Genomic DNA, 17980 nt, shown 5'->3' with positions numbered 1-17980 from the left:
GCGAATATGACTTTGTAAGATATAAAGAAAGTAGAAAAATATGGAATATCTTGATTTAATAAAATATTTATTCTATTTTCTATAACTCTAAAAGATCATGCAATTGCCTTGATTGCAGCAGACAACCGACTTTTATGGCGCGCAGCTTTATTCTTATGAATAATTCCTTTGTCAGCAACCGAATCCACTGTGCTCATAGAATTTTTAAACGCAGTATCTGCCGCCGACTTATCACCTGATTCGATAGCCTTTCTTACAAATTTGATAGCAGTGCGCAATTTAGATCGCAAACTAACGTTATGATCCCGTCGTTTAACAGTCTGCCTTGCACGCTTTCTTGCTTGTGCACTATTGGCCATAGAAATTCCTAGACTCCGTTATTAAAAAATTGTCGCGATACTACTTTTTTTTTATCTATATTGCAAGCTTATTTCCCTTGAGCTCAACCTTACCTTCATGCCACACGACTCATTCTAATTACACAACAAACACAGCAACAATCAGGAATTTGTCGACTATTTTTAATAATTTCTTATTTTATTCTTATTTACATCAACTCATACTTAACTCTGAACTACCTCAAATCAAATGGAATCAGTAAATCCTGGACATCGCCTACAATAACGAATCGATTATTTTTTATTTATCAGCATAAACTCAATTTGTTGACGTGTCACTTAATCAGGATAATCATGCGAATCTCAATCAACCTTAAGGCTTCTTTTCTTAAAAAAACACATACTCACACCTTAATTTTAGAGCATTTATTCATCATCTGCTTTTTTTAAGTTTGTGAATTATGAGGCACTAGGCAATACAAAAATTACTCTACCTCGCCTTCTTGCGCTTGTTTAATATCACGTATTGCAATACCACGTAATAGCCGGCCAAGAATGTCCGCTCCCGTGATTACTCTTTTCTCATCAGCCCAGATTAGAATAAGATCATTATCAACAACATCATCCATTTCAGATTTGGAACATACGCTTAAACGGGATAGCACGCTACCCAATAAAGTACCCGAATCCTTAACGATAATAGGGCGATGACAATAAATATAAGGATTAAACGATCCTGCAGAAAATAGAGCATCACGCAAAAAAGCATTAGCGTTCAACACAACACAGGGTTGATCATGTGCATCCACAATAATAATCCATTTTTTTCCGGAACTATTGATATCCAATAAAAATGAATCCAAAGTGCGATGCTCAAAATCTGGAAATACCGGCATGCCATCTTTTACTGGCAGACTAATGATACTGTTGGGATCAACATTCTCTCCTTCCTGGGTAACGGAGATGTCATCCAATGCAAGAAAATTCAGCGCACCGATACCCTCCAAACGTTCAATATCCGATTCCTCTGCTTCGATATGTTTACGAATCAACATCCTTAAATCACGTTCTCTAAAGTATCGAATGCCCTCTTCACCCAACCACCAATCCAGCACCATCGCCGAAGGCTTAGCAACCGGAAAAAGAATAACCTGGTAAATACGCAATAATGGCGCCAACAAAGAACCCATGCGCATAGCATGACGAGAAAAATAAGCCTGAGGAAAAATTTCGCCCGCAAATGTGATCAGAATTGTTGAGAAAAAAAAGGCCGTTACTCCAGTCATTACGGAATTAGACAACAGTGTCAATAAAACATTAATCGCAACATTACCCCATAGAATCGTAGCCAAAAGAAAATTAAAATCCTTTCGCAGTGCTAAAATTCCTTTTGCAGCAGAATTTCCGGCTAAAGCATCTACCTCCAGGCGTAAACGACTGATACCCAGCAACGCCAAATTCAGGCCGGAGAACATGGCAGACTGACTGATACAAAACAAAATACCAAGCCAAGTCAGAATATTGATCAACACAACATCCATTGAGCGCTTTGTAAACTCCTATTTTTATAAAATTAGAATAAAACTATCGGCATAATCTCTAAAACTGACTTTACATAAAAACTCTAAAAACAGTAATTCTTATTGTTGTGTTTTGTTTACGGGCACATTCTCCCTGTGTCACTAAGCGATGCAATATAATTCAGATACCCTTTTCAAATAATACGCTATAGCCAGCAGCCGATACCAGGCATGTGTTTTGGCTACTCCTGGGGCCAGGAGTTAGCTGTTAAACCGGCACGCCTAGCTGTCAAATGCACGCCAAAAAACATGCTAGAGCTAATTAATCAAACAACTCCATTGTCATTGTCATTGTTGCTCACAGTTAACAACTTACTCTTTTCTGCTTTATTTTGAATGTCGCATTCGATACTACGAAATTTCAAAGCTACTTTATGCTTCCAGCTGCTGTAGATCAATCTGCTTCAACAGACGCCCATATTCCGGCTACCATCAAACGAGCTCTTAAACATGGCTGCATCAAATAGCCGGGGACATCACCCTCCAGAGACAAAGTCAGAAAACACGCCATATGCTTAACTACATTCAACTACTTCGTCATCAAGACCACCATACCATATACCCACCAGTAGCATCCTGAGCAACAATAAACCAGAATCCATACCAGATAATTTAAATTTACGAAAGCATAAATACCTAGAGATTTTTGCAAAATCCCTCGCCATAAGTTTTATACTATTGATTACAAGGAGTTAATTTTCCAACTATTGGGGTTTTGCAAAAGTCTCTATCTCTAGTTATGTATCACCTATCTCTATAGCTTGTATCTAACTATGTCATTTGCACATCTATCCTCTTCCCATGCTGCGTTCGATCTGAACAGAAAATATTATTGTTTGCATTATCTTTATGCGAACCCACCCTTTTCCCTTAACTATTAGCAGATTCTTCACGTAATACACTCATCACCTGTATGAATAAAATGAAATTCACACATTGTAGTATTGTCAGCAATGCGTTATCTTAGTCACTAAGGATGTAAGGATTATATAAAATTAAACTTTTCTTATACTACTCATTAACTAACTCGCAAAAATATATGACAATGTGACGACGTTACTCGAATAGCAATTTCGGAAGCAGACAAACTATTTATACATTTGTAGAGTCTCCTACATGCGCATAGATAGTTAGAAAGATCGGAACCAGAACTAAATAGAAATAACTGTTCTAATATCGTAATAAAACAGCGTTTGTTAAATTTAAATTTTTAAAACCGAGAGGAAACATATGAAAAATTTCTTTTATGTATCAATATTAATGGTAACTCTATTCATTTTTGGTTGTGACACAAAGGAATCAAGTACGCCTCCTGAATCAAGCGCGGCTCCTGAGTCCAGCACATCTCCTGATATGGGCGAGAAGGCTAAGAATATAGAAGAAACAGCCACCGATGCGGCTGATGGGGTAAAGGAAAGTGTTTCAGATATTGTAGATAGTGTTAGCGAAGCAGCTGCTAATGCTGTTGAAACAATTAAAGACACCGCTTCTGACATGTTCGAAGACACCAAAGATATAACATCCGATGCTGTCGAGACCACCACAGATGCCGCATCAGATCTTTCCGAAAGCACGGAAGAAACAGCTGCTGATATTGTGGACCCAGTCAAAGATACCGCTTCTGACACAACCGAAGATACTCACGACATGGCTTCGGATATAACAGATGAAGCAAGTGAAGCAGCTTCTGATGCAGCAGAAACAACGGAAGATACTACCTCCGATACAGTCGAGGATATCGAAAGCATTGACTCTGATGATCGTTAAAAACGATCAGGAAGATTTGAGATTAAATAAAATTAATTACTATACAAAATAAAATAAGAATAGCCTCATAATAGCGATTTTGATGGCTTAATCTAGACTATTTGCATGCTTAAAAAGCTTGGACTATTCGACTCGAATATAGATCGAGTCGAATAGTATTTCAAATTCTTATAGTGAAAATAAATATCCATAAGTTTATAGAGCCCGATTCGTGTCAACCTTCGATGCTTAAATTAGCAGACTCCAAAAACGAAATTCCTTATCTAATATTAAGTCATCGAACTCAATCGACCCAGAATCCGATCATAACCACCCTTCAGGGGCATTCAAAACGGCTGATCTGGCTGGGTTAAAGAATTCTATTCATGTCTTCATCATACTAGACGTTTTTATCTTTATTAGATTTGATAGAGCTAAAAAATAAACTGAAATCAAGATACGTATCAATCAGCACTCTGAATCGTAAAAATAACGAATAAAAGGAAATTAAGATGGCTATCGATGGTATGAATCATTTTACGGTACTCACTAGCAACCTGGAACAATGTAAAGCTTTCTATATCGATGTGCTTGGATTTACAGAGGGTTATCGCCCACCGCTTGCTTCCTCCGGAGCCTGGCTCTACGCAGGAAATCAACCTATTCTACATATTATGGCTGGACGGCCATTGCCTGCTCAGGCCCAAGGCATTATCGATCATATGGCTTTTACTGCATCCGACCTTCAATCTGTGATTAACACACTCAATCAGCACAATATAAAATATGAACTTCGACGACAAAAAGATTCACAGACCTGGCAGCTTTTCTGCTATGACCCTGATGGAGCAAAGATAGAACTCGATTTTTCTGCAAATGAGCCGGAGCCCAAGGGAATCAGTAATACGACTCTCTAAAGTACTCTATTTTGTCACGTTGTCACGTTAGTCCGGTCGCTTTCCTAAGAATCAATTGAACTTGATTATCTGTTTACGCGCGACCACGTGCCATGTTTAACTGCCTCTACACCATTAAAAATAATGAGGGTTTTGCAAAGGCCTCGCCATGAGAATACAGCATAAGATCTGGTTAGAGATAATCCTTTCATCCAGCATTCACTTATCTAAAACTGGAAATTTAGCAATAATTTCGATTAGTTCATTATCACGCCTTACTTTCAGTGGTAACCAAGTACCGGGTGCATGACGCTTGACTACATCAATAATATCTTTCGTTTCTTTTACTTCCAGCCCTGCTATTTCTGTAATGATATCAGCATCCTGAAGATGGGCTGCTTCGGCAATACTGCCCTTCTCAACCTGTAAAATATGTGCACCACCATGTGCAATTTCAAAACGAATACCCAGTCGCTGACGAAGTGGTTGAAATGGCTGAGATATGTGCGGCATAACACCGAATACAGCATCAGCCACACCCACTATAAATTTTTCACAGGATTTACTAGTGTCCCATGGCAATAAAGATGCGATGTCTTTAATACCTAGATCACGTAACTGATGCGGCACGCCATAACCATACAAAATATGTCCCGACCCCATAATACCAACTACAAGTGGCTTTCTCTCCTCGTCAGATCCAGTGTGCTCTGAATACAAAATCTGTGCCATGGCCCGATCCCAAAGCTGTTGGCTTGAAATAAAACGCATAAAATCCGGATCATTATGATTAATCTCACCTTTTTTCCTATCCTTGCGGTCATGTCTTTCATAAATTGGCAACAGGTAATCCAAATAAGCATCGCTCGGTTTAGCCGGACGCGTTACACCCTCACGCTCATCTTCTGGTACACCATCAAAACCCTTTTCAGAAACCAGATGCCTGAGGCGTGTTTCAATATTCAATGCACGCATTGGTATGCGATTCATCCGCGCAAAATGAAATAACGGTAGATAAAGATTTGCATCAGTATTCCAAACCAAATCCCACTCCACTGCAGCGAGAAATGCTTTCTCACTGAGTTTCCCTGCCACCCAGTCATCCAACACGTTCTGAACGCGACGCGGAAACATTTCAAAACCAATAATCATGTCAGGTCGCATCGCATATAATGCTGCCAACGTCTGCAACTGCCAACGATGATGCTCATGATTCACATGAGTTTCTCCAAGCAATACCACAGACTCTCTGGCCGCATGTGAAATAACGTCGAAGTTCGATACCTTACCGACCCCCGGCACAACCCAGCTTGCCAGTGGCACACAGCCAAGCGTGTTGGGTTTACGATCCGGCTTTATTTGTGCCAGTGCAGTATTCAGGCTAATGCTTAATACCAGCAATATCATGCTAATAAATTTACTTTGTAAGGTAACGTTAAAAGCTACCATCTTTGAATTGTTATTCATGATCCATATCAAGTCTTTAGGTTGAATTTATAAAATTAAACAAGCGGTTATCCAACCCATTTTCTGGCATTTCTGAATATCCGCATCCATGGACCATCCTCACGAGAAAAAATAGGTTGCTGGGTTATTTTTTCTGATTCCGGAGGATACCAAGAATGTTGTGCTATTCTAAAAACACGTTCTGGATGCGGCATCAAAATATTAAATCGCCCATCCGCTGTCGTTAGACCGGTTATGCCTTGGGGTGAACCATTAGGATTGTAAGGATACATTTCAGTATGGCGAGCCTTGTTATCCACAAAACGCATAGTAACCAGCGATGAAGCTACTGAAGAAGCGGGTGTGCTGGAAAAATCCGCATAACCTTCCCCATGCGCAACAACGATAGGCATCAAACTGCCCGCCATGCCATCAAAAAATAAAGATGGGCTCTTTTGAATTTCTACTAAGACAAAACGTGCTTCAAATTGTTCTGATCTATTGCGTGTAAAATGTGGCCAATGCCCAGAACCCGGTATAATTTCATGCAAATGACTCAGCATCTGGCAACCATTGCACACGCCCAAAGCAAAAGTATCCTTACGTTGGAAAAATGCCTCAAATTCCTCACGTACACGCAAATTAAATAAAATCGACTTGGCCCAACCTACTCCGGCTCCTAACACATCACCATAGGAAAATCCGCCACACGCAACAAAGCCTTTAAAGTCTTTCAGTGAAATACGACCCGCAATGATATCGCTCATATGTACATCTATCGCAGTAAAGCCAGCTCGATCAAAAGCAGCTGCCATTTCTACATGACCATTTACCCCTTGTTCACGCAAAATAGCAATATTAGGCCTCATACCAGTTTGCACATAGGGTGCCGCTACATCTTGATTAATGTCAAAACTTAATCCCACATGTAAACCAGGATCCGTTATATCCAATATGCGATCATACTCCTGCTGAGCACATTCCGAATTATCACGCAGTCTCTGCATTTGATACGTTGTTTCTGACCAGGCACGATGTAGATCTATTCGTTTTTCTGAGAATATTGCCTTATTGTTGCGCATCAGGCGAATCTCATCTTTATCATTGGGCACACCAATAACAAAGCAGAATTCAAGCAATCCTTCTGCAGATAACGTATCCAGCACATCGTGGCGATGTTCAGATTTAACCTGGATAACAGCGCCCAGTTCCTCATTAAACAAAACGGCAAAAATATGCTCAAGAAACCTACCGGTCAATATTTCAGGATTTAATTCAGAGCCATCCACATCATTGGCAAGCGGGTCAAAACATAGCTGATCAAGATTAATCGTTATACCGGCATGCCCGGCAAAAGCCATTTCACATAATGTCACAAACAAACCACCATCTGAACGATCATGGTATGCAAGCAGCTTATTTTGGCTATTCAAGTGTTGTATAGCAGTAAAGAATGCCTTGAGTTTCTCCGCCCCCTCCAAGCCTACAATATCGGGGGCAATATCACCTATCTGTTTATAAACCTGTGCAAGTGCCGAACCACCCAGGCGATTTTTACCCATGCCGAGATCAATCAGTATTAATTCTGTTTCGCCACAATCCTTTTGTATTTGTGGTGTGAGTGTTTTACGCGTATCAACTACTCTAGAGAAAGCGGAAATAACCAGAGACAATGGTGACGTTACCTCCTTATTGAGCGATTCATGGCTAGATTCCCCTTCTTCCTTCCATGATGTCTTCATGGATAAAGAGTCTTTTCCTACAGGAATACTGATTCCCAGCTGTGGACATAACTCCATGCTGATTGCATGAACGGCATCAAATAAACCGGCGTCTTCGCCGACGTGTCCAGCCGCAGCCATCCAATTGGCGGATAGTTTGATCTCACTAAGTTGCTTAATGGGAGCCGCTGCAATATTAGTAATGGCTTCACCCACAGCCATGCGAGCAGCTGCAGCAGGTTTAATTAATGCCACCAGTGGGCGCTCACCGATAGCGAAGGCCTCTCCCAGATAGGATTGATAGTCCATCAATGTCACTGCTACATCTGCTACGGGCACTTGCCAAGGCCCCACCATCTGATCTCGGGCCGTCATTCCACCCACACTACGATCGCCGATAGTAATCAAAAAAGTCTTATCCGCCACTGCGGGTAATCGCAATACACGATAAACAGCCTCATATAAATTCAAATCAGCAGTATTGAACGATGGTAGCATCTTATCCACATGCACCACATTTCGAGTCATTTTAGGTGGTTTGCCTAACAATACTGAGAGCGCCATATTAACCGGAGGAATATCCTCTTTTTGATCAATAACAATAAGCTGCTGTTCTTCGGTTGCTTCGCCAACAACTGAAAATGGGCATCGCTCGCGCTCACAAATTGCTTGAAACAGTTTTAATGATTTGGGCTCAATTGCCAATACATAACGCTCTTGTGCTTCGTTACTCCAGATTTGCATAGGGGACATACTAGCGTCTTCAGAAGGAATATCGCGCAGACGGAAGCAGCCACCACGCCCTGAATCATGTACTAGCTCAGGAAATGCATTGGACAATCCACCTGCACCCACATCATGAATAAATAAAATCGGATTACACTCCCCCTTTCTTTCCATCTGCCAGCAACGATCAATGACTTCTTGCGCACGCCGCTCCATCTCAGGATTGCCGCGTTGCACCGAGTCAAAGTCTAATTTTTCTGTATTAGCACCGGTATCCATGCTGGAAGCCGCACCGCCGCCCAGGCCAATCAGCATGCCCGGACCACCCAACTGGATCAATAAGGTACCAGGTAGAAATTTTTCTTTAAATACATGCTTCTCAGAAATCTGGCCAATACCCCCTGCCAACATAATCGGTTTGTGATACCCACGCATCTCACCCGCAACATGTTCCTCAAAAGTACGAAAATATCCTGCCAAATTAGGTCGCCCAAATTCATTATTAAATGCTGCACCACCAATGGGCCCAGCCAACATAATGTCTAATGCCGAAACGATACGTGAAGGCTTGCCATACATTTGTGTAGGTCCGTATTCGAACGCCTCTGTCACATCTTTTTCCCAGGGTTGAATATAATCGGGAATATTTAGGTTAGAAACAGCAAATCCGGTTAGCCCTGCTTTAGGTTTAGCACCACGCCCAGTCGCACCTTCATCACGAATTTCTCCACCGACACCTGTAGCTGCGCCTGAAAATGGAGAAATGGCTGTCGGATGGTTATGCGTTTCAACCTTCATAAGCAGATGTGTTGGCTCCGATGCATAACCATAAATATGCTCCTCACCCGGATAGAAGCGCGCTATATTTTCTCCCTCAATAATACAAGAATTATCCGCATAGGCGACTATAGTACCTTTGGCGTTTGATTGGTGCGTATGTCGTATCATCGCAAACAGTGATTGATCCTGCGGTTTGCCATCAATGACCCAGCTCGCATTGAAGATCTTATGGCGACAATGTTCCGAGTTAGCTTGTGCGAACATCATCAACTCCACGTCAGTCGGATTACGACTAATGTGCGTAAAGCTATTAACAAGATATTCAATCTCATCAGTAGATAGAGCAAGGCCCATTTCATCATTGGCATTTTGTAATGTGTCTTTTCCCCCTGCAAGCACATCTATTATTCTTAATAAACCGGGTTCAAAATGATGAAATAATGCCTCAGCCTCTTCAAAAGAATCAAATACCACCTCAGTCATGCGATCATGCAACAGCGTCGGCAGTTTAGCTTTCATTTCAGGAGAAAGAATGCTTTCTATCTGAATATAAAAAGCAAGGCCGCGTTCAATGCGTTCAATCACATCTAGTCCACAATGATGAACGATATCAGTCGCTTTGGATGACCAAGGAGAAATCGTGCCGGAGCGCGGCAATACCAATTGTAATTGAGCATCAGAATGAACAGGTTGTTGTATCGAACCATCATCCAATATTTTTTCTAGAACGATACGCTCGCCTTCATGCAAATCACGAGATACCGCACAGAAATACCAATATTCGGCATAAATATGAGAAACTGGCAATCTATTGATGCGCATTGTATTGATTAATTTCTCAAGACGAAATGAAGAAAGTGCACTGCCACCACGAAATCGAAGCATTAGGAAAATGATCGGTGAATTTAAAAACAGTGATTTTACACGAGAAGAGAAGCTAACCGTTCTACAACTGACTAAACAATCAAAATGAATCATCCGAATCCTGTTTATTTCTCTGCTGAAATTCGTGCAATAGAACAACTTGCTGCAACCTTGCCTGATTCATCCAATCTCATGGAAAAAGCTGGATTAGCTGCAGCCCAGATAGCTCGGAATAGATTACTGATCAATGATAAAACTAATGTACTCATTCTGGCTGGACCGGGCAACAATGGTGGGGATGCATTTGTCGTTGCCCGTTATTTAAAACAATGGTATTTCAATGTCACCTTAGTTTTTACCGGTGACCGCATCAGGCTATCTAATGATGCAGAAAGAACAATGATGGCCTGGCTAGCAATAGGCGGTGAGATACGCACCGAAATTCCCATCAATAGAAACTGGGATGCTATTATCGATGGACTGTTTGGTATTGGATTTAATCAAAAAAAACAGCGTCGCCTCGAGGGCAAATACCTAGATTTAATCAAAACTGTTAGCAGCATGCGGCTGCCAATACTTGCATTAGATATTCCCTCTGGCCTGGAGAGCGATAACGGCTGTATCTACGACATGGCATTACGCGCTACTATCACGGTTACGTTTATTGGATTAAAGCCAGGCCTCCTGACTAATTATGGTCCCGAATATTGTGGTGAAATTTTATTACGTGACTTGGGACTCGATGTAACAACATTGCTTGCCCCCCATGTTTGGACAATTGATCACGCATTAATACCGACATTATTACCCCCTCCCCGGCTTGCCAACAGCCACAAAGGCATGTTTGGCAGCATCGGCATAGTCGGTGGATCAGCAGGAATGGTGGGCGCAGCATTGCTAGCCGGCAGAGCGGCACTACAACTGGGTGCGGGTCGTGTGTATCTCGGCCTGATCGCCCGTAATGCACCAACAGTTGATACCATCCAACCCGAACTCATGTTTCGCCTTGCCCATGAACTGGTTAAACTTAAACATCTGAACTGTCTCGTCATTGGCCCAGGTCTGGGCATGGAATCAGATGCTTATTCCTGCGTGGATTGTGCATTAAGCACTAAACTTCCTTTGGTATTGGATGCAGACGCATTAAATCTGATTGCGACGCATACATTTCTCGCTCAAAAGCTATCGCATCGTAACTTTCCTTCTATTATCACGCCTCATGCTGCCGAAGCAGCACGTTTATTAAACACAGATGTCATCACTGTCCAGAATGATCGCATGGCAGCTGCGCGGCAGTTATCAGAATATTTCAACTGCTATGTCGTATTAAAAGGCGCTGGTAGTATTTGCGCTCTACCTGAGGGAAAATACTATCTTAACACTAGCGGCAATCCCGGTTTAAGTAGTGCAGGTACGGGAGATGTGCTATCTGGCATGATCGGCACGCTATTAGCACAAGGACTCAGTACAGAACAGGCATTATTATTAGGAGTATATCTACACGGAGCTTCTGCCGATACATTATTAAGAAAAAATAACGGGCCATTAGGAATGGTCGCTTCAGAAATTATCATATCGGCACGCACCTTATTGAATAGATGGATTTATAACACCCCCTAAATTTTTATCGGCGGCGCCAGGTTGTCCCTTGAGGCCCATCTTCAAGAATAACACCCGTATCTAATAATCGCTCGCGTATAGCATCAGCTTCTGCGTACAGACCATTTTTGCGCGCACTAATACGTTTCTGAATCATTTGTTCTATTTCTTCCGGAGAGAATAATCCTTTATTCTCCGACAGCAGGCCATATTGCAAATAATCCTGTGGGTTCTGCTGCAGCAACCCCAATATTCCACCTAATGCTTTAAGTAAAGATGCACTTTGCTCGGATTTATTCTTATTCACTTCGCCTGCAAGATCAAACAATACTGCAACAGCCTCGGCCGTATTAAAGTCATCATTCATTGCATTCATAAATGTTTGAGCACGGATATCATTCCAGTCAATTTTGATATCAGAAATTTCATTTCCCTTTAATGCGGTGTACAAACGATCCAGTGCATGCTTTGCATCTTCCAGATGTTGATCAGAATAATTTAGTGGACTGCGATAATGTGCGCGTAAAATAAAGAAACGCACCACTTCAGCTTGATAACGCTCGAGTACATTGCGTACAGTAAAGAAATTACCCAGTGATTTGGACATTTTTTCATTATCAATCCGCACAAAACCATTATGCATCCAATAATTGACTGAACAATGTCCATGTACACCTTCACTCTGCGCAATTTCGTTCTCATGATGAGGAAACTGTAAGTCTTGTCCACCACCATGTATATCAAAATGCTCCCCTAAATAATGCGCGCTCATTGCTGAGCATTCTATGTGCCAACCTGGACGCCCTTTACCCCAAGGTGAATGCCAGGCGGGTTCATCAGGTTTGGCTGACTTCCATAGTACAAAATCAAGTGGATCTGCTTTGTATAAATCAATCTCAATACGTTCCCCTGCACGCAAATCATCCAGAGATTTACCAGAAAGCTTGCCATAATCAGGAAATTTGTGAACCGCATAATATACATCGCCATTACTTGCGGCATAAGCAAGATTCTTATCCACCAATGCGCTAATCATAGCAATCATTTTTTCCACATAACAGGTTGCACGAGGCTCATGCGAGGGCTGCATGACACCCAGCGCCAGCGAATCCTGTTCCATTGCCTGAATAAAACGATCAGTTAATACTTGAATTGACTCATTATTTTCCCTGGCGCGCTTAATAATTTTATCGTCAATATCGGTAATATTGCGTACATATATTACTTCAAAACCAATGGTTTTAAACCAGCGAACCACGATATCAAACACAACCAATACACGGGCATGTCCAAGATGACAATAGTCATACACCGTCATACCACAAACATAGATCTTTACTTTCCCAGGTATTAGCGGGACAAAATTCTGTTTTGCTCGAATGAGCGAGTTATAAATTTTAAGCATTGTGGATTAGATCAGATTGAGATTGTGGAACCAGCTATCTTCTTGATAGAATTCGGAACGCTCTGGACATAATCAGGTAAAAAAAGCGTAATAAGTATAGCATAATTAGATACTTCAAGCTTTCATCCAGATATTATTATCTCTTTAATGGGAAGATTTTATGCATTTTTTTCGGTTATTTGTGTTATTTTTATTCATGTTAAGTAGTGCGCTGGTTTACGCTGCTAATTCGCCGCATATTAAAATCCAAACCAACATGGGTAGTATTACACTTGAGCTCTATCCTGATGAGGCGCCTAAAACAGTCGAAAATTTCTTGCGTTATGTAGAAGATGGATTCTACCAGAACACGCTATTTCATCGCGTTATTCCACGCTTCATGATCCAAGGCGGCGGGTTTGATAAAACACTCAACCAGAAACCAACAAGACAACCCATTGAGAATGAAGCATCTAATGGCCTAAAGAACCAGATTGGGACGATCGCAATGGCACGTACTTCAGATCCACACTCAGCCACCGCACAGTTTTTTATTAATGTAGCAAATAATACTTTCCTTGATTATACGGCACCAAGTCATCGAGGTTACGGCTATACAGTATTTGGTAAAGTTATTAGCGGAATGGAAATTGTTAATAAGATTGCCAGCACTTCAACAGGTGCCAGAGGATCCTTTTCTAGTGATGTACCTAAAGACAGTATCATAATAGAAAAGATTGAACTGATTCAAATAACCAATTAATAAACAAAGAAATAATGATCAAATTACATACAAATTATGGCGTAATCGCATTAGAATTGGATAGTGAGAAAGCACCAGAAACAACACATAATTTTCGAGAATATGTAACGAGTGGATTTTATGATAATACAATCTTTCATCGCGTTATTGATGACTTTATGATTCAAGGCGGGGGATACGAATCAGGAATAAAACAGAAGCAAACACGCGCCCCAATCCAAAACGAGGCAGCCAATGGCCTTAAGAATGATACTTATACTGTTGCCATGGCTCGCACATCTGATGTTCATTCCGCAACAGCTCAATTCTTTATTAATGTGGCAAGTAACGGATTCCTTAATTATACAGAACCGACTTCTCAAGGCTATGGCTATTGTGTATTTGGTAAAGTTGTAGAAGGGAAAGATGTTGTCGATAAAATAAAAAAAGTTAAAACAGGAGATTACAATGGACACAAAAACGTCCCCATAGAAGACGTTGTCATTCAGAAAGCAGAAATCGTTTAGCTATGAAATTACCAATAAAAAGACCGCTGCATAACTGGTTATCTCGGGCTGGGAAAGATTTTTAAGTGTTTGATTTATCAATGCTGCAAGTAATCAGAAAAGCTCAAAAATACAGTTATGCAGCGGTCTTATAAATATTTTCATCAGAAAATTAATCTGCTGCCATGAAATACTATGATAAGCCTCTTGTCAAATCTGCTTGAAGATCTTTCACGGCTTCCAGTCCAACTGCCATGCGTAGCAAGCCCTCAGTGATACCAGCTGCATCTCGTGCTTCCTGGCTGATACGTCCATGTGTTGTACTTGCGGGATGGGTCAATGTACTTTTTGCATCGCCCAGATTAGCCGTGATTGAAATCAGTCGGGTAGAATCAATAACCCGCCACGCAGCTTCCCGCCCACCTTTTACCTCAAACGACACAATACCTCCTCCACTTTTCTGTTGATATTTGGCAAGGTCATATTGTGGATGTGATGGCAAGCCGGGATAGTAAACCCGGCTCACATTGGGGTGTTTCTCTAGCCAATTCGCTACTTCCATAGCATGGGCAGCATGGGCATCCATACGAATCTTAAGTGTCTCTATGCCTTTGAGTATTACCCAGGCATTAAAAGCGCTTAGCGTCGGTCCTGCGGTACGTAAAAAACCAAATATACCCCCATCCATTAATAAATCACGCTTACCTAATACTGCGCCACCCAGTACCCTACCCTGACCATCTAGATATTTAGTTGCAGAATGAATAACCAGATCAGCACCCAGTGATAAAGGTTTCTGTAACATCGGCGAACAAAAACAGTTATCAACCGCAAGCCAGACACCCGCTTTCTTTGCAATCTCTGACAAAGCTGTGATATTCGATATTTCAGTCAGGGGATTAGAGGGGGTTTCCAAAAAGAAAAGCTTCGTGCTGGGTTTTACTGCAGCACTCCAGGCAGCAGTATCTGTCGCTGATACAAATGTTGTTTCGATCTTAAAACGTCTCAGAATATGATCGAACAGATTTACTGTCGCACCAAATAAACTACGAGAGGCCACAATATGATCTCCAGCAGATAATAACCCCATCACGCAAGCCAATATCGCAGACATGCCCGTAGAGGTTGCAACACAGGCCTCTGCTCCTTCCAGCGCTGCAAGCCGTTCTTCAAAGGCACTTACAGTCGGATTACTAAAACGTGAATAGATATTTCCTGGCTCCGCACCAGAAAATCGTGCCGCAGCTTGAGCGGCACTTTCAAAAACAAAACTCGAGGTAAGATACATTGCCTCAGAATGTTCATTAAATTGACTACGGTGAATACCTGTATGCAGCGCTAATGTTTCTGCATCAAAATTATCGGACATGCAAAACTCACTCCAAATTAGAATTCGTATAATTTTTTTTGAAACGATTTCACTTTATCTTTGACATTCAAATAAAATACCACCTAATCTACAACTGCAAAACTTAAATCCAGTTGAGTACTGAATTTAGCCTGTGACTGTGCTGGCTCCGCATTACGCTGTGACTCGATAATATTCAAATATTCCGGTGTTACATTACCCGTTATATAATTTCCATCAAAACAAGAGGTCTCAAAGCTAGTAATCGCTGGATTTACTTTTGCCACAGCTTCATTTAATGATTCAAGATCCTGATAAATAAGGTAATCAGCTCCTATCTCATGACATATATCTTCATCACTGCGATCAGTCGCAATTAATTCTTGGCGAGTAGGCATATCAATTCCATAAACATTAGGATAACGTACCGGCGGCGCAGCAGATGCAAAATAAATTTTCTGCGCACCAGCCTCCCGTGCCATTTGCACAATCTCACGGCTGGTTGTTCCGCGTACAATGGAATCATCTACCAGTAACACATTTTTTCCTCGAAATTCAACGCTGATCGCATTCAGCTTTTGACGAACTGATTTACGGCGTTGTTGCTGTCCGGGCATAATAAAAGTGCGTCCGACATATCGGTTCTTAACAAAACCTTCTCGGAAATTCACACCTAAATGATTTGCGAGTTGTAATGCGCTCGGACGACTAGAATCTGGAATAGGAATTATCACATCAATATCAAGATGACGCATCGTTCTGGTAATTTTATTGGCCAGGCTTACACCCATATTAAGCCGCGTTTCATAAACTGAAATACCGTCAATCACGGAATCTGGACGTGCCAAGTAAACATATTCGAAAATACAGGGGTTTAATGTTGGATAATCAGCACATTCTTTATTGTTATAAAAGTTACCATTTTCATCAATAAAAATTGCTTCACCTGGCGCAATATCACGTACTAATTTGAATCCGAGCGTATCCAGCGCAACACTTTCCGATGCGATCAGATATTCACTACCTTGTTCCGTCTCTATCGTGCCAAAAACCAACGGACGAATTCCATAAGGATCACGGAAAGCCAACAAACCATAACCTGCTATTAGCGCTACAACCGCATAAGCCCCTTGACATCGCCGATGCACACCTGAAACTGCCGAAAAAATTGCCGTAGGATCAAGCTGATAATTACGCGTGCTTTCTTGTAATTCATGCGCCAAAACATTGAGTAGTACTTCAGAATCTGAATTAGTATTAACATGACGTAGATCTGCACGAAACAATTCCTGATTAAGCTGAGCTGCATTGGTAAGATTACCATTATGGCTCAATACGATACCAAATGGTGAATTAACATAAAATGGTTGCGCTTCAGCTGAAGATCTCGCTGATCCGGCAGTAGGGTAACGTACATGACCAATACCCATATTTCCCGTTAAAGCACGCATATTCCGAGTACGAAACACATCCCGTACCATACCGCAGCCCTTGTGCATATGGAATGTATTACCTTCGGCTGTAACAATACCGCTCGCATCTTGCCCACGGTGCTGCAACATTAACAACCCATCATAAAGTAACTGATTCACAGGTGTCTGCGCAACGATGCCGAGAATCCCACACATAGAAATACTCCGAAAATTTGACCTGAATCAGTGACGCATTGGAAGATAAAAGATAATTTGTTCGCGATTGGATGAATAAGAGTACCAATCGCACATGCCACCTAGTCCGCATAGACTGTTACAAATATTCTTAATATGTTTCATCACTTCCATAACTAATTCTGCTCGATAAATCATTTGGTAACCAAGGTCTTACTTCTATCACAAGAACTTCTAAGGGGCGACTTAATAGCGCTTGCTGCCAAAAAGATTGTTGAGGCAGCGTGGTCAATCCCGCCATTAGAACAAGCAACATCACTACTAACATGCCACGTAACAAACCGAAAATTGAGCCTAAGAATCTATCAATAAATCCTAAACCAATGCCTTTTACCAAGGCTGACAGCAACGTTGATATCAACATGGCTATTAATAATACTGACAGAAATACCACAATAAATGCAGTCATTATCCGGAATGATACGCCATTAATCCCTGATGGCAACAAAGGTTCAAATTCTGTTGCATAAGAGCTGGCCACTATCAATGCAACGATCCACCCCGATAACGACAGTACTTCACGTACTAATCCTCGCATAATGCTTAAAATAATCGATACGAAAAGAATACCTAGAACAATATAATCAAAGATGGTCATTTGCTAGAGAACTGAGAATAATAGTTAATAACACGAAAT

13 protein-coding genes are annotated in these 17980 nt (G+C 41.4%); 5 read left to right on the top strand and 8 right to left on the bottom strand.

Annotated features, from left to right (window positions below; all coding sequences use genetic code 11):
• Positions 1 to 95 precede the first annotated feature (95 nt).
• Positions 96 to 359 (bottom strand): 30S ribosomal protein S20, encoded by a 264-nt coding sequence (gene rpsT, locus BUQ89_RS08400; protein ID WP_028461712.1) that lies wholly within the window; start codon positions 357 to 359, stop codon positions 96 to 98.
• A gap of 464 nt (positions 360 to 823) precedes the next feature.
• Positions 824 to 1870 carry a DUF21 domain-containing protein gene (locus tag BUQ89_RS08395; protein ID WP_143071250.1) on the bottom strand — a complete coding sequence of 349 codons (1047 nt, stop codon included), beginning with the start codon at positions 1868 to 1870 and terminating at the stop codon, positions 824 to 826.
• A gap of 1278 nt (positions 1871 to 3148) precedes the next feature.
• Between BUQ89_RS08395 and BUQ89_RS08390 the strand changes: the two genes are divergently transcribed.
• Both BUQ89_RS08390 and BUQ89_RS08385 read left to right on the top strand, forming a co-directional pair.
• Positions 3149 to 3685 (top strand): hypothetical protein, encoded by a 537-nt coding sequence (locus BUQ89_RS08390; protein WP_028461710.1) that lies wholly within the window; start codon positions 3149 to 3151, stop codon positions 3683 to 3685.
• 491 nt (positions 3686 to 4176) lie between these two features.
• Positions 4177 to 4581: a VOC family protein gene (locus BUQ89_RS08385; RefSeq protein WP_028461709.1), complete on the top strand. Its 405-nt coding sequence runs from the start codon at positions 4177 to 4179 to the stop codon at positions 4579 to 4581.
• Positions 4582 to 4779: 198 nt separating this feature from the next.
• Here BUQ89_RS08385 and BUQ89_RS08380 read toward each other — a convergent pair whose 3' ends face one another.
• Together BUQ89_RS08380 and purL are read right to left on the bottom strand one after the other, a co-directional pair.
• Complete coding sequence (locus tag BUQ89_RS08380; protein WP_245812952.1) at positions 4780 to 6027, bottom strand: ChaN family lipoprotein; 1248 nt, start codon at positions 6025 to 6027, stop codon at positions 4780 to 4782.
• A 47-nt stretch (positions 6028 to 6074) separates the two neighbouring features.
• Positions 6075 to 10118, bottom strand: coding sequence for a phosphoribosylformylglycinamidine synthase (gene purL / locus BUQ89_RS08375; protein WP_028461707.1), 4044 nt, complete (start codon positions 10116 to 10118; stop codon positions 6075 to 6077).
• Between the two features lie 84 nt (positions 10119 to 10202).
• On the opposite strand from purL, the gene BUQ89_RS08370 reads away from it, so the two are divergent.
• The gene (locus BUQ89_RS08370; protein WP_028461706.1) at positions 10203 to 11717 is read left to right on the top strand and encodes a bifunctional ADP-dependent NAD(P)H-hydrate dehydratase/NAD(P)H-hydrate epimerase; all 1515 of its coding nucleotides are present in this window, start codon (positions 10203 to 10205) and stop codon (positions 11715 to 11717) included.
• Positions 11718 to 11721: 4 nt separating this feature from the next.
• On the opposite strand, the gene cysS is transcribed toward BUQ89_RS08370, so the two are convergent.
• Positions 11722 to 13101 (bottom strand): cysteine--tRNA ligase, encoded by a 1380-nt coding sequence (gene cysS / locus BUQ89_RS08365; protein WP_028461705.1) that lies wholly within the window; start codon positions 13099 to 13101, stop codon positions 11722 to 11724.
• Between the two features lie 160 nt (positions 13102 to 13261).
• On the opposite strand from cysS, the gene BUQ89_RS08360 reads away from it, so the two are divergent.
• Together BUQ89_RS08360 and BUQ89_RS08355 are read left to right on the top strand one after the other, a co-directional pair.
• The gene (locus BUQ89_RS08360; protein ID WP_028461704.1) at positions 13262 to 13843 is read left to right on the top strand and encodes a peptidylprolyl isomerase; all 582 of its coding nucleotides are present in this window, start codon (positions 13262 to 13264) and stop codon (positions 13841 to 13843) included.
• Positions 13844 to 13857: 14 nt separating this feature from the next.
• A complete protein-coding gene (locus tag BUQ89_RS08355; protein WP_028461703.1) occupies positions 13858 to 14349 on the top strand; it encodes a peptidylprolyl isomerase in 492 nt (163 codons plus the stop codon).
• A 172-nt stretch (positions 14350 to 14521) separates the two neighbouring features.
• Here the strand turns inward: BUQ89_RS08355 and BUQ89_RS08350 are convergent, their stop codons facing one another.
• From BUQ89_RS08350 to BUQ89_RS08340, 3 genes are all read right to left on the bottom strand, one after another.
• Positions 14522 to 15697 carry an O-succinylhomoserine sulfhydrylase gene (locus BUQ89_RS08350; RefSeq protein WP_028461702.1) on the bottom strand — a complete coding sequence of 392 codons (1176 nt, stop codon included), beginning with the start codon at positions 15695 to 15697 and terminating at the stop codon, positions 14522 to 14524.
• An 83-nt stretch (positions 15698 to 15780) separates the two neighbouring features.
• Complete coding sequence (gene purF, locus BUQ89_RS08345) at positions 15781 to 17304, bottom strand: amidophosphoribosyltransferase (RefSeq protein ID WP_028461701.1); 1524 nt, start codon at positions 17302 to 17304, stop codon at positions 15781 to 15783.
• Between the two features lie 130 nt (positions 17305 to 17434).
• Positions 17435 to 17941: a CvpA family protein gene (locus BUQ89_RS08340; protein WP_028461700.1), complete on the bottom strand. Its 507-nt coding sequence runs from the start codon at positions 17939 to 17941 to the stop codon at positions 17435 to 17437.
• Between the last annotated feature and the right edge of the window lie 39 nt (positions 17942 to 17980).

Origin of the sequence: Nitrosomonas cryotolerans ATCC 49181, assembly GCF_900143275.1 — a bacterium.
Lineage (GTDB): Bacteria > Pseudomonadota > Gammaproteobacteria > Burkholderiales > Nitrosomonadaceae > Nitrosomonas > Nitrosomonas cryotolerans.
The sequence above is the reverse complement of the archived record's forward strand: the minus strand, read 5'-3'. Positions and strand labels throughout refer to the sequence as shown.